17 protein-coding genes are annotated in these 13,031 nt (G+C 47.7%); 10 read left to right on the top strand and 7 right to left on the bottom strand.

Annotation, left to right across the window (positions count from 1 at the left end; genetic code table 11):
- The first annotated feature begins 137 nt into the window (after positions 1–137).
- A complete protein-coding gene (locus LU633_RS03810) occupies positions 138–398 on the top strand; it encodes a helix-turn-helix domain-containing protein (RefSeq protein WP_016190557.1) in 261 nt (86 codons plus the stop codon).
- Positions 399–450: 52 nt separating this feature from the next.
- Here LU633_RS03810 and murA read toward each other — a convergent pair whose 3' ends face one another.
- The 7 genes from murA to mlaF all read right to left on the bottom strand — a co-directional run bounded on the left by murA (position 451) and on the right by mlaF (position 5,249).
- Complete coding sequence (murA, locus tag LU633_RS03805; protein ID WP_016190558.1) at positions 451–1,713, bottom strand: UDP-N-acetylglucosamine 1-carboxyvinyltransferase; 1,263 nt, start codon at positions 1,711–1,713, stop codon at positions 451–453.
- A 58-nt stretch (positions 1,714–1,771) separates the two neighbouring features.
- A complete protein-coding gene (gene ibaG, locus LU633_RS03800; protein ID WP_016190559.1) occupies positions 1,772–2,026 on the bottom strand; it encodes a BolA family iron metabolism protein IbaG in 255 nt (84 codons plus the stop codon).
- 124 nt (positions 2,027–2,150) lie between these two features.
- Entirely contained in the window at positions 2,151–2,447 is a 297-nt protein-coding gene (mlaB, locus tag LU633_RS03795) for a lipid asymmetry maintenance protein MlaB (protein WP_016190560.1), read from the bottom strand.
- Positions 2,444–3,082, bottom strand: a complete 639-nt coding sequence (gene mlaC, locus LU633_RS03790; RefSeq protein ID WP_016190561.1) for a phospholipid-binding protein MlaC — start codon at positions 3,080–3,082, stop codon at positions 2,444–2,446. Before mlaC ends, mlaB begins: the two co-directional genes overlap by 4 nt.
- Positions 3,082–3,642 (bottom strand): outer membrane lipid asymmetry maintenance protein MlaD, encoded by a 561-nt coding sequence (gene mlaD, locus LU633_RS03785; RefSeq protein ID WP_040465444.1) that lies wholly within the window; start codon positions 3,640–3,642, stop codon positions 3,082–3,084. Before mlaD ends, mlaC begins: the two co-directional genes overlap by 1 nt.
- Positions 3,643–3,646: 4 nt before the next feature.
- Positions 3,647–4,429: a lipid asymmetry maintenance ABC transporter permease subunit MlaE gene (gene mlaE, locus LU633_RS03780; protein ID WP_016190563.1), complete on the bottom strand. Its 783-nt coding sequence runs from the start codon at positions 4,427–4,429 to the stop codon at positions 3,647–3,649.
- A gap of 7 nt (positions 4,430–4,436) precedes the next feature.
- On the bottom strand, positions 4,437–5,249 hold the full coding sequence (gene mlaF / locus LU633_RS03775) for a phospholipid ABC transporter ATP-binding protein MlaF (RefSeq protein ID WP_016190564.1): 813 nt from the start codon (positions 5,247–5,249) through the stop codon (positions 4,437–4,439).
- A 225-nt stretch (positions 5,250–5,474) separates the two neighbouring features.
- Here mlaF and LU633_RS03770 point away from each other — a divergent pair, with 225 nt between their 5' ends.
- From LU633_RS03770 to ptsN, 9 genes are all read left to right on the top strand, one after another.
- Positions 5,475–6,464, top strand: coding sequence for a calcium/sodium antiporter (locus LU633_RS03770; RefSeq protein WP_016190565.1), 990 nt, complete (start codon positions 5,475–5,477; stop codon positions 6,462–6,464).
- 5 nt (positions 6,465–6,469) lie between these two features.
- Positions 6,470–7,456 carry an arabinose-5-phosphate isomerase KdsD gene (gene kdsD / locus LU633_RS03765; protein WP_016190566.1) on the top strand — a complete coding sequence of 329 codons (987 nt, stop codon included), beginning with the start codon at positions 6,470–6,472 and terminating at the stop codon, positions 7,454–7,456.
- 15 nt (positions 7,457–7,471) lie between these two features.
- Complete coding sequence (gene kdsC, locus LU633_RS03760) at positions 7,472–8,038, top strand: 3-deoxy-manno-octulosonate-8-phosphatase KdsC (RefSeq protein ID WP_016190567.1); 567 nt, start codon at positions 7,472–7,474, stop codon at positions 8,036–8,038.
- On the top strand, positions 8,035–8,610 hold the full coding sequence (gene lptC / locus LU633_RS03755) for an LPS export ABC transporter periplasmic protein LptC (protein ID WP_016190568.1): 576 nt from the start codon (positions 8,035–8,037) through the stop codon (positions 8,608–8,610). Before kdsC ends, lptC begins: the two co-directional genes overlap by 4 nt.
- Positions 8,582–9,130, top strand: coding sequence for a lipopolysaccharide ABC transporter substrate-binding protein LptA (lptA, locus tag LU633_RS03750; protein WP_016190569.1), 549 nt, complete (start codon positions 8,582–8,584; stop codon positions 9,128–9,130). The genes lptC and lptA overlap by 29 nt, the downstream gene beginning before the upstream one ends.
- 10 nt (positions 9,131–9,140) lie before the next feature.
- Entirely contained in the window at positions 9,141–9,866 is a 726-nt protein-coding gene (gene lptB, locus LU633_RS03745) for an LPS export ABC transporter ATP-binding protein (protein WP_016190570.1), read from the top strand.
- A gap of 46 nt (positions 9,867–9,912) precedes the next feature.
- Positions 9,913–11,346: an RNA polymerase factor sigma-54 gene (rpoN, locus tag LU633_RS03740; RefSeq protein WP_016190571.1), complete on the top strand. Its 1,434-nt coding sequence runs from the start codon at positions 9,913–9,915 to the stop codon at positions 11,344–11,346.
- Positions 11,347–11,368: 22 nt separating this feature from the next.
- A complete protein-coding gene (gene hpf, locus LU633_RS03735; protein ID WP_016190572.1) occupies positions 11,369–11,656 on the top strand; it encodes a ribosome hibernation promoting factor in 288 nt (95 codons plus the stop codon).
- Between the two features lie 197 nt (positions 11,657–11,853).
- Positions 11,854–12,339: a PTS IIA-like nitrogen regulatory protein PtsN gene (gene ptsN / locus LU633_RS03730; RefSeq protein ID WP_016190573.1), complete on the top strand. Its 486-nt coding sequence runs from the start codon at positions 11,854–11,856 to the stop codon at positions 12,337–12,339.
- Positions 12,340–13,031: the final 692 nt, after the last annotated feature.

Below are 13,031 nucleotides of genomic sequence, written 5' to 3'. Positions count from 1 at the left end.
AGAGCGCTGAAAATCTTTCACTTCGTTTCCTGACTTTTGCGTAACATGGCACAAAAACGCATGCTCATTAAGAAATAATTGGAAAATACTGGAAATTTATTGCTATAAATTATCCTGTGTTCATGGAGGACGAATAAATGCTACAGAAGAAAAAAGATTGGCATAATGCTGACATCATTGCAGGTTTGCGCAAACAGGGCACCACTCTGGCGGCACTGTCCCGAGAAGCGGGGTTGAGTTCCTCAACCCTGGCGAATGCGTTATTTCGCCCCTGGCCAAAAGGAGAATGGCTTATTGCTGAAGCATTAATGATTCACCCAGCTGAAATCTGGCCGAGCCGTTATTACGATCCAGTAAACCAGAACCTGATAGATCGTAAAAGATTAATCAGAACATGAAAAAAGGCCGGTAGTGTAATGGTAGCTACCGGCCTTAATTTCAATGCAATGTTTATTCTTCTCCGCTTACTCGCTCAATATTGGCTCCCAGCGCCTTTAGTTTATCTTCAATATGCTCATAGCCACGATCAATATGATAGATACGGTCGACAATGGTAGTACCATGAGCAATACATCCAGCTAGCACAAGGCTGGCTGACGCTCGCAGATCGGTAGCCATAACTTGTGCTCCAGAAAGTTTTTCAACGCCATGACAAATAGCGGTATTACTTTCCAGCTCGGCATGTGCCCCCATGCGAATTAACTCAGGCACATGCATAAAACGGTTTTCGAAGATCGTTTCGGTGATCACACCAGTACCTTCAGCAATCAGGTTCAGCAGACTGAACTGCGCCTGCATATCGGTAGGGAAACCTGGGTGGGGAGCAGTACGGAAATTAACTGCTTTAGGGCGTTTGCCATGCATATCAAGGCTAATCCAGTCTGGCCCCAGCTCAATATCCGCTCCGGCTTCACGCAGCTTTGCCAGCACGGCATCCAATATGTCGGGTTGAGTGGACCTGCAAACAACTTTTCCTCCCGATATTGCCGCTGCAATCAGGAAGGTTCCCGTTTCAATGCGATCCGGCAGGACACGGTAAACACCTCCCCCTAAACGCTCGACGCCTTCAATAGTTATACGATCTCTGCCCGCGCCGCTGATTTTTGCACCAATGGCGTTGAGAAAATTGGCTGTATCAACAATTTCCGGCTCACGCGCGGCATTTTCAATTACGGTCGTACCTGTGGCCAAAGTGGCTGCACTCATAATGGTAACGGTCGCGCCAACGCTGACCTTATCCATAACGATATGTGCTCCTTTCAGACGTCCATTCACTGACGCCTTAACGTAGCCTTCTTCGAGCTTGATTTCAGCACCCAGCTGTTCAAGACCGGTGATATGCAAATCAACCGGACGGGCACCGATAGCACACCCCCCAGGCAAAGAAACCTGCCCCTGCCCGAAACGTGCCACCAGAGGACCAAGTGCCCAAATGGAAGCTCGCATAGTTTTCACAAGCTCATAAGGCGCACAGTAAATATTGACCTCACTGGTGTCCAGATGCACTGAACCATTGCGCTCCACTTTCACACCCAGTTGAGCGAGTAGTTTCATGGTGGTATCAATGTCCTTCAGTTTTGGGACATTTTGGATCTCGACAGGATCGGATGCCAGCAGCGCAGCGAACAGGATCGGCAGCGCCGCATTTTTAGCGCCAGAAATTGTTATTTCCCCGCTTAAGCGGGTTGGCCCCTGCACACAAAATTTATCCATTGCAACAGTTCTCTTTCATCAAACATACATTTTCTGTCCCCCGCACGCGCGGTGGACATTAAAACCCATTTAGCTTGCGGTCACGCTCCCATTCATCAGGGGTATAAGTTTTGATGGATACAGCGTGAATACGGTTATCCGCAATGTAAGCCATAAGCGGAGCATACACCGTTTGTTGTTTCTTCACGCGGCTGAGTTCACCGAATAACTCGCCAACTGCGACCACCTGAAAGTGGCTGCCATCGCCAGTTACGTGGACTTCCTGCAAAGGTAATGCACTCATTAGCACGGATTGAATTTCACTGGTTTCCATAACGCTTCAGAATTCACTAAAGGATTAACAAGACACACATCTTAGTGGAAAGTGGAGCTATCTTAAACAAGCAAAAAAAACCTCTGCCAACGCAGAGGTTTTTTTAAAGAGATAAACACATTTATCAGGAGTGCGATGTGATAATTTGCGGAAGATTATAGAGCAAAATCAGCGTACGAAGCTTTTCCGTAATGCCAGTGAAGCAAAGCTTTAATCCCTTATCCAGCGCAATTTGTCGTAGATGAACAAGCAATGCCAGCCCCGCCGTATCAACTCTTTCAAGCGCAGAGACATTGATAATGCTGACCTGCGTCATAATAATTTCACGCTGTTGCCATAGCGCTATAAGCGTCTGTTGCTCCAGTTTTCCAGACAAAAACAGTTGGTCACCCTCTAAATGCCAGTTAAGTTGCTCGCTCATTTTAGCTTTTTGTCCAACCTGATAGGTCGATTGGCGTAAGATTTAAGCAACTGAGTCAAACCATCAACTCCTTTTTGGCGCAGCACATCACTCCATTCGTTCTGTTTAGTCGTAATGATGCTTACACCTTCAGCAACCATATCGTAGGCCTGCCAGTCGCCAGTCCGGGTGTTTTTACGCCACTGGAAGTCGACACGCACGGGAGGCCGACCATTTGGATCGATTACTGTCACACGAATAGCGATGATACTGGCATCAGCATACGGCTGTTCGGGGGCAATTTGATAGCTCTGGCCGTTATAAAGCGCCAGCGCCTGACCGTATGCCTGAGCAAGATAGTCGCCAAAAGCGCTAAAATAGGCCTCGCGTTGCGCGGGGGTTGCTTCCCGATAGTAGCGCCCAAGTACCAACGCACCTGCATACTTGATTTGTACGTACGGCAGCAATTCCTCACGAACTATTTGGCGCAGATAATCAGGGGTTTGCTTAATCTTTGGCTGCTCATTTTTAAGGCGGGTAAAGGTTTTTTCTGCCGCCTCATTCATTAGCTTGTAGGGGTTTGTCTGATCAACTGTCGCGTGAGCCGCCGCCGGTGCAATAATCAGCATTGCTACCATTAAGAAACGTTTAAACATCATTTGCCCTCATCTGAATGTACCGTTGCAGTCGGCGCAGATTTCCCGTTCGCGTCCTCCGCTGCTGCCGACGCATTTTTATCGTTATTAGTGTTGCCGCTCTTGTAAATAAACTGACCAATAAGGTCTTCCAGCACCATTGCTGATTTAGTATCCTGCAATGTGCTACCATCCTTAAGCATAGAAGTTCCCATTTCAGGGTCGTCAAAACCTACGTTCAATGCCAGAAATTGTTCTCCAAGCAAGCCGGATGTTCTGATTGCCAATGAGCTGGTATCTGGCAACTGCTTATATTTATCGTTGATATTCATCGTAATACGCGGAGAATAGGTTTTACTATCCAGACCGATATTGGTGACCCGGCCAATCACCACCCCACCGATTTTAACTGGAGAGCCAATTTTCAGGCCTCCGATATTGTTAAAAGTGGCATACAATCGCCATGTCGGCTCGCTACCCAATGATTTCAGGTCAGCCACACGCAGGCACAAAAACAACGCAGCAGCCAGCGCCAGCAATAAAAATGCACCTACCAAAATTTCGCTTTTTTTCGTTTGCATTAAATCAGTTCCCAAACATCAGTGCCGTCAGCACAAAATCTAAACCAAGAATCGCAAGAGAAGCATGCACCACCGTGCGCGTGGTGGCTCTGCTAATGCCCTCCGAAGTTGGAATCGCATCATAGCCATTAAAAAGTGCAATCCAGCTTACTGTGACAGCGAATACCGCGCTTTTAATGACACAGTTGACAATATCAGTACGGACGTCAACCGCATTTTGCATAGCTGACCAGAAGAAGCCTGTGTCAATCCCCTTCCAGCTGACACCCACAATCGCCCCTCCAATTATTCCTACCGCAACAAAAATCAAGGTCAGCAACGGCATACTGATAAGCCCTGCCCAAAAGCGCGGTGAAATGATTCTCCTGAGCGGGTCAACCGCCATCATTTCCATACTGGAAAGTTGCTGTGTTGCCTTCATCAGACCGATTTCAGCCGTCAATGCCGAACCCGCCCTGCCAGCAAACAGTAGAGCAGTCACTACCGGCCCAAGCTCACGCAATAATGACAGAGCGACCAACATGCCGAGGCTACTTTCAGCCCCATACGTGTTCAACACAAGGTACCCCTGCAACCCCAGCACCATGCCAATAAACAGGCCAGAAACAACAATAATCAGCAACGACAGTACGCCAATGCTGTAGAGCTGTTTCACCAGTAAGGGCGCATGTTTACGAAAACGAGGAACCCCAACCAACGCGTGAAAAAGCATAAGTCCAGCCCGACCAAAAGAAGCACAGGTATTAATTCCTTTGCGTCCTGTCGATGCAAGCGATCGTAAAAACATCCGTCAATTAACTCCCTGAACCGATTAAATCCCGCAGATAATCTCCTGCGGGATAACGAAACGGCACGGGGCCGTCTGCAATACCATCAATAAACTGACGCACCCTTGTATCTTTGTTATCACGCAGTGCTTCTGACGTTCCATGCGCGATAATCTTCTGTCCGGCAATGATGTAAGCATAATCAGCGATGCTCAACACTTCCGGCACATCATGAGAAACCACGATGCAGGTCATACCAAGGGAATGATTAAGCTCATCAATTAGCTTCACCAAAACACCCATCGTGATAGGGTCCTGTCCGACAAAAGGTTCATCGAACATAATTAAATCCGGCTCCAGAGCGATGGCTCTGGCCAGCGCCGCCCGACGTGCCATTCCACCGGATAGCTCTGAAGGCTTTAGTTGTGCAGCACCACGCAGGCCAACAGCCTCAAGTTTCATCATCACGGTACTGTGTAACAGCTCAGTTGGCAGCTGTGTATGCTCACGCAGTGGCCAGGCGACGTTATCAAAGACGTTAAGGTCTGTAAATAAGGCACCAGACTGAAAAAGCATGCTCATCTTTTTCCTTACCTCGTACAGCCGGGCACGCGACAGACGAGGAATATTTTCACCGTTAAACCAAATCTCTCCACTATCAGGCCGCAATTGACCACCAATTAAACGCAGCAAGGTGGTCTTACCAATGCCTGAAGGCCCCATGATAGCCGTCACCTTCCCTTTGGGCACCGTGAGCGAAATATTATCGAAAATCTGCCGATTACCACGAATAAAGCTCACCCCGCGAACATCTACCAAATTCATCGCCGTCTGGCCCATCGCTCTCTCCTGTCGTCTTTTTCAGGCTCATAATGTTTTCAATGTTACCGCATATCCACCAGTGCCGGACACTTTTATAGAAACTTACCTCTGTGACGTAGCTAAAATTGACATAGGTTTTACTTTTTGCTTTTGGATCGTCAAAATCAGTGCATCATTTTGTGCCCCTGCCTTACTTATCGCGCCAGGCCAGACAACGAATTTACCCGAATTAAAGGACATGACATGCTGGTAGCAACTGCACTACTCATTATCGGTTTAGTCCTGCTGGTATATGGTGCGGATCGTCTGGTTTTTAGTGCTGCCATTCTTTGTCGCAGGCTATCTATCCCACCGTTGATTATTGGCATGACTGTAGTAGGCATAGGCACATCACTTCCTGAACTGATCATCTCTTTTTCAGCATCAACCCATGGACAAATGGATATTGCTGTCGGTACAGCAATAGGTTCGAACATTACTAATATTCTTCTCATCCTCGGAGGCGCTGCCCTACTGCATCCTTTGACCATCCACTCAAATTTAATCCGCCGCGAACTTCCACTCATGTTACTGGTCACACTTCTGTGTGGTGTGATGTTATTTGATAATGCCCTTAGCCGTAATGATGGATTCGCCCTAATTGCCATTGCCGCCATTTACCTGACTTTTATTGTCAAAATCGCCCGCAAGGCCGAACGTGATAATAATGACGTCCTTACCCGCGAACAACTCGCCGAGCTGCCTCATGATGAGGTCGGCAATACAGTCGCTTTTTTGTGGCTGGCCGTTGCCCTGATTATTCTGCCAATGTCCACACGCATGGTCATTGACAACGCGACAGTGATTGCCGATTTCTTCGGCGTCAGTGAATTGGTTATCGGACTAACGATTATTTCTGTTGGCACCAGTTTACCGGAGCTGGCCACTGTGTTTGCTGGCGCGATGAAAGGCGAAGATGATATCGCTGTTGGGAATTTGATTGGATCGAACATTTACAATATTGCCATCGTTCTTGGCGTACCCGCACTCGTCCACCCCGGTACTGTTGATATGCAGGCTTTTGCTCGTGATTATTGGATAATGCTTGGCATCAGCGCACTGTTCACCATCATCTGCTTACAACGCAGTCGCCGTATTGGCCGGGTTGCAGGTGCTGTGTTTTTGATCGGTTTTATTGCCTGGGTTGCCATGTTGTACTGGTTACCCTCTACCACCTTTTGGTTAAAGGATTAAAAATTATGGCAGAGTTCATTCCTGAATCCCGTTTTGACTTTCAACAGGCAGGAAAAGAAGTTCTGTATACAGAACGCCAGGGTTTGGAACAGCTCGATCAATACATCAATGCTGATTTCACTGAAACCTGCGAGCGAATATACAGCTGTACAGGCAAGGTGGTCGTCATGGGGATGGGCAAGTCAGGACATATTGGTAAAAAAATGGCGGCAACTTTTGCCAGCACCGGCACCCCTGCTTTTTTTGTTCATCCCGCAGAAGCAAGCCACGGCGATTTGGGAATGGTAAGTACCTGCGACATTGTCATTGCCATTTCAAACTCTGGAGAATCTTCGGAAATTTCAGCACTCATTCCCGTGCTAAAGCGTTTACAGGTTTCACTTATCTGTATGACCAGCCGCCCGGAGAGTACGATGGCGCGCGCGGCGGATATTCACCTGTGCGTGAAGGTTCCCCAGGAAGCCTGCCCATTAGGGTTGGCACCTACCACAAGTACAACCGCTATGCTGGTTATGGGCGATGCGCTGGCCGTCGCGCTGTTGAAAGCACGGGGGTTTACCGCTGAAGATTTTGCTCTGTCCCATCCTGGAGGTGCACTGGGCCGTAAGCTGCTTCTCACCGTTAATGATATCATGCACAAGGGTAGCGAAATTCCCCACGTCAGCCATGATGCGTTGCTACGGGACGCCTTACTGGAAATCACCCGAAAAAATATGGGCATGACAGTTATCTGTAACGATCTGATGAAAATTGAGGGTATCTTCACCGATGGTGACCTGCGTCGCGTTTTTGATATGGGCATTGATATTCAGCAGGCCTGTATTGCCAGCGTAATGACGCCCGGTGGCGTGCGTGTACGACCAAACACATTAGCCGTTGACGCCTTGAATCTGATGCAAAATCGTAATATCACCGCCCTCATGGTGGCAGACGGCGATGTGCTGCTCGGCGTCGTGCATATGCATGACATGTTGCGTGCTGGTGTGGTTTAACAAGGAATAAAAGTCATGAGCACAGTCGTGAACTGGACAGAAACCTGCTATGGCAAAGTAAGCCTGGAGGTGATGAACCGCGCAAAAAAGATCAAACTGCTAATTTGCGATGTTGACGGAGTCATGTCCGACGGGGTGATTTATCAGGGTAATAACGGTGAGGAGCTCAAGGCCTTTAACGTTCGCGATGGCTACGGCATACGCTGCCTGCTGACCTCGGACGTGGAAGTCGCTATTATTACTGGTCGCAAGGCCAAACTGCTGGAAGATCGTTGTACAACGCTGGGAATTTCGCATCTTTATCAGGACCAGCCTGATAAGATTCTGGCCTTCCGTGAACTTCTGGATAAACTGTCGCTTCAACCTGAACAAGTAGCATATATTGGTGACGATTTGATCGACTGGCCAGTGATGGCGCAAGTAGGATTGAGCGTAACGGTGGCCGACGCCCATCCTGTGCTTATCCCTCGAGCTAATTATGTTACCCGAATTGCAGGCGGACGTGGTGCGGTACGCGAAATTTGCGATCTACTCCTGATCGCACAGGATAAGTTTGATGAGGCCAAAGGGCAGTCTGTATGAGTAAAACAAGGCGTTGGATTACGCTGTTGCTGGCCCTTGTGGCTATCGTGCTGATCGGCTGGAATCTGGCCGATACCGATAATGGCGCTGCACCCACGACCGTAAACGGTCAGGAGCCAACCTATACCAGCCAAACCTCGAACACGCTGGTCTATAACCCACAGGGGGCACTGAACTACAAACTTGTTTCTGACAAAGTGACTTATTTTTCGGTTGATGCGGTGAGCTGGTTTGATAACCCCATTATGACAACCTATGACGAAAATCAAATCCCCACCTGGTCAGTCCGGGCTGACAAAGCGAAATTGACTAACGACCGCATGCTGTATTTGTATGGTCATGCAGAGGTTAATAGTCTGACTCAGGATGCTCAGTTACAACGAATTAAAACCGACAATGCCGCAGTAAATCTTGTCACTCAGGATGTAACCTCAGAAGATCAGGTAACCCTGTATGGCATCAGCTTTAACTCTACCGGCATGAAAATGCGCGGGAATTTACGGAATAAAACTGCCGAGTTGATTGAAAAGGTCAAAACCTCTTATGAAATTCAAAATACTAAACATCCTTAAGTTTTTGACACTCGGAGTGCTGTTCGCTGCCAGCATGCCCGCTCTCGCGCTGACTGGCGATTCTGATAAGCCAGTGAATGTGGATTCCGAAAACCAGGCACTCGATATGCAAGGTAATGTGGCAACATTTACCGGCAATGTTATCGTGACTCAGGGTTCAATCAAGATCACGGCCGATAAAGTTGTGGTCACTCGCCCCGGCGGCGACAGCAAAAAAACCATCGTTGATGCTTATGGTAATCCTGCTACTTTTTATCAAATGCAGGATAACGGAAAGCCTGTCAAAGGCCACGCACTGAAAATGCACTATGAACTGGCCACAGATTTTGTCGAGCTGACAGGAAACGCTTATCTTGAGCAATTAGATAGCAACGTAAAAGGCGATCGGATCACCTACCTAGTGAAAGAGCAGAAGATGCAAGCTTATGGTAACACCGGTAAACGTGTTACTACTGTCCTGGTTCCATCGCAGTTACAAGACAAAGGCACCACTCAGTCAACCGACCCCAAAAGAGAGTAACTGATTAGCTATGGCGACTTTAATTGCAGAAAACCTGGCCAAAGCTTACAAAGGTCGACGTGTAGTCGAAGATGTCAGCTTGCAGGTCAAATCCGGGGAAATTGTTGGTCTGCTCGGACCAAACGGCGCGGGTAAAACCACCACTTTTTATATGGTTGTCGGGATTGTACACCGCGATGCCGGTCGCATTATTATTGATGACGAAGATATCAGCATTCTGCCCTTACATGCGCGGGCCCGCAGGGGGATTGGTTATCTGCCACAGGAAGCATCGATATTCCGCCGCCTGAGCGTGTTTGACAATCTCATGGCCGTTTTACAAATTCGCGACGATTTAACACCAGAGCAGCGTGAGGATCGTGCTAATGAGTTGATGGAAGAGTTTCATATCAACCATTTGCGTAACAGCCTGGGACAAGCTTTGTCGGGCGGTGAGCGCCGCCGCGTTGAGATAGCCAGGGCACTGGCTGCTAATCCAAAGTTTATCCTGCTGGATGAGCCTTTTGCTGGCGTCGACCCCATTTCGGTAATTGATATTAAAAAGATCATCGAACACCTGCGTAATAGTGGGCTTGGCGTGTTGATAACTGACCACAATGTGCGTGAAACGCTTGCCGTTTGCGAACGCGCCTATATTGTCAGCCAGGGGCATTTAATTGCCCACGGCTCGCCAGAACAAATTCTGGAAGATGAACAAGTTAAACGCGTCTACCTGGGCGAAGAGTTCAGGCTGTGATAAGGCGTGAATTTAATTAGATTTTTGAGGAATCCGTATTCTGAATATGAAGCAAGGTTTGCAACTCAGGCTTAGTCAACAGCTTGCCATGACGCCACAACTGCAACAGGCTATTCGTTTGTTGCAACTCTCTACGCTGGAACTAGCGCAGGAAATTCAGCAGGCCCTGGAAAGCAATCCATTGCTTGAACAAACCGAGATACATGAGGAAGTCGATTCTCGGGAGTATCAGGAAAAAGAAGAGCTGGATACGCGTGAAGCTCTCGAACAAAAGGACATGCCAGAAGAACTGCCGCTCGATGCTACGTGGGATGAAATTTACACGGCTGGCACCCCTTCAGGAACTGGCACTGATTATCATGATGATGAGCTTCCGGTTTATCAGGGTGAAACCACTCAGTCATTGCAGGATTACCTGACATGGCAGATGGATCTGACGCCCTTTACTGATACTGATCGTGCTATTGCCACTTCTATTGTGGATGCCGTCGATGATACCGGTTATCTGACAGTGCCACTTGAAGACATTTTGGAAAGTCTTGGCAATGAAGAGCTGACGATAGAAGAAGTGGAAGCCGTCCTCAAACGGGTGCAGCGTTTCGATCCGATTGGTGTTTGCGCGCGCGATCTGCGTGATTGTCTTATGGTTCAGCTTTCACAATTCTCACCAGAACTGCCTTTTCTTAAAGAGGCATGCCTGATAGTCAGCGAACATCTGGATTTGCTGGCAAATCACGATTTCCGCACCCTGATGCGTGTTACCCGGCTCAAAGAAGATGTACTTAAAAACGCCATGCAGCTGATTCAGTCACTGGATCCACGTCCCGGACAGTCAATTAACACCAGCGAGCCTGAATATGTGATTCCCGATGTACTGGTGCGAAAAATCGCTACGCGCTGGGCAGTTGAACTGAACAACGACAGTGTTCCACGAATAAAAATTAATCAACATTATGCATCTCTGGGCGGTCCGGGCCGTAACGATAACGACAGCCAGTTCATTCGCAGCAATTTGCAGGAAGCAAAATGGCTTATTAAAAGCCTGGAAAGTCGAAATGACACGCTGTTGAAAGTTACCCGCTGCATTGTCGATCAGCAGCAGGCCTTCTTTGAACAGGGAGAAGAATTTATGCGGCCAATGGTACTTGCTGATATTGCTGAAGCAGTCGATATGCATGAATCCACCATCTCCCGTGTGACTACGCAGAAATATCTGCACAGCCCGCGGGGGATTTTTGAACTGAAATATTTTTTCTCCAGCCATGTGAATACGGAAGGCGGAGGCGAAGCATCCTCAACAGCTATCCGTGCACTGGTGAGAAAGTTAATCTCGGCGGAAAATCCCGCTAAACCACTAAGTGATAGTAAGCTCACCACTCTCCTCTCCGAACAGGGAATTATGGTGGCACGGCGCACTGTCGCGAAGTATCGAGAATCTTTATCCATCCCGCCATCAAACCAACGTAAACAGCTGGTCTGAACGAACAGATAAGGAAAAGCGTATGCAACTCAATATTACCGGACAGAATGTAGAAATCACTGAACCATTAAGGGAATTTGTAACGGCAAAATTTGCCAAGCTGGAGCAATATTTTGACCGGATCAATCAAGTGTATATTGTTCTCAAGGTGGAAAAGGTAACGCAAATTGCCGATGCAACACTGCATGTAAACGCGGGTGAGTTGCATGCCACTTCAGAAGAGAAAGACATGTATGCAGCGATTGATGGCCTGATTGATAAGCTGACGCGGCAGCTGAACAAACATAAAGACAAACTAAAGCAGCATTAAACATCACTCTGCAATTGAATATTTTTCAATCACCCTTATTTAATAAGAACGTGATGTAAGATAGTCGGCTCGTACTTTAACAAGAAGTACGAGCCTTTAATCAATAGGGCATGAGACGTTTATCGATGGCTGGAAAGGTGTATCAGGCACGCAAATCAGCCAGTTTGTCAGGCGAAGATAAATACGTAAGTGAAACTATGATGAACAATGAATTAACACTTGAATTGAGTTCGATCCTGAGCCTCTCATGCACCCGAAATGACGTCCATTGCCAAAGCAAGAAGCGGGCGCTGGAAATCATCAGCGAACTGGCTGCGAAACAACTTAATCTGCCACATCAAACTATTTTCGACGCTATCCTGACCCGTGAGCGTATGGGCAGTACAGGTATCGGAAACGGTATCGCCATTCCACACGGCAAGTTGGTTGAAGATACGCTGCGCGCGGTCGGAGTTTTTATCCGACTCGATCAGCCCGTCGCTTTCGATGCCATTGACAATCAACCGGTTGATTTGCTTTTTGCACTTCTGGTACCTGCAGATCAATGCAAAACACACTTACACACCTTGTCGCTTGTTGCTAAACGTCTTGCCGATAAAACGGTTTGCCGTCGCCTACGTGCGGCGCAGAGTGATGAAGAACTTTTCGAAATCATGGCAGAAAGTCCTGACGAGAGCCATTAGGGTGCGATGGTAATTATTTCTCGCACACCTCAGCACATATATCAGCCACAGAAAAGTCTACTTTATTTGTCCTGTTGTGATTTCGCTGAAGAGAAGTGGATGCTGGTTTCTCCCGCGCTACAACCTGACATGCTGGTCCCATCGCATTAATGTGCCACGACTGGCATATTTCTGGATACTGCTCTCAGGACTGCCTGGAAAAATTTGGCTGCTTGAAACGATGTATGAGCGTTTAAAACGATAATTAAAAACGGGTGTAATAAACGCGATCTGCAACTGAATACGTCAAATTCTGCATGGAAAATTGCTTATTGACTGAAACATTTTTTCATACGATGGCAATAACTTTTTTGCGCCGAAAGCGTTAGCAGAGACGCAAAAAACCCGAGAAAGCCAGGCAGGTTCGCTCACGTAGTGAACCTGACGACGAATGACACGGGATTACCTTCAATTTCTGCCTGAACGGTGTCATATGCTACAACTGGGCCTGCGACATCTGTAAACCCGGAACCCAAAAACTGACCTGCCATCAAAAGATGTGCATGAAACACCTTTCATACTTATCTGAAGAATAAAAATAACAGAGGCAGCCATTTCTTTCGTAGGGAATAACAAAGCCTGTCATGGCGGGCGCTACAACCCGGTACAAAAAACGCCGCGTCTTGAAACACTGCTTTTGGATATTAAATGTG

Source organism: Erwinia tracheiphila (genome assembly GCF_021365465.1).
GTDB lineage: Bacteria > Pseudomonadota > Gammaproteobacteria > Enterobacterales > Enterobacteriaceae > Erwinia > Erwinia tracheiphila.
The sequence above is the reverse complement of the archived record's forward strand: the minus strand, read 5'-3'. Positions and strand labels throughout refer to the sequence as shown.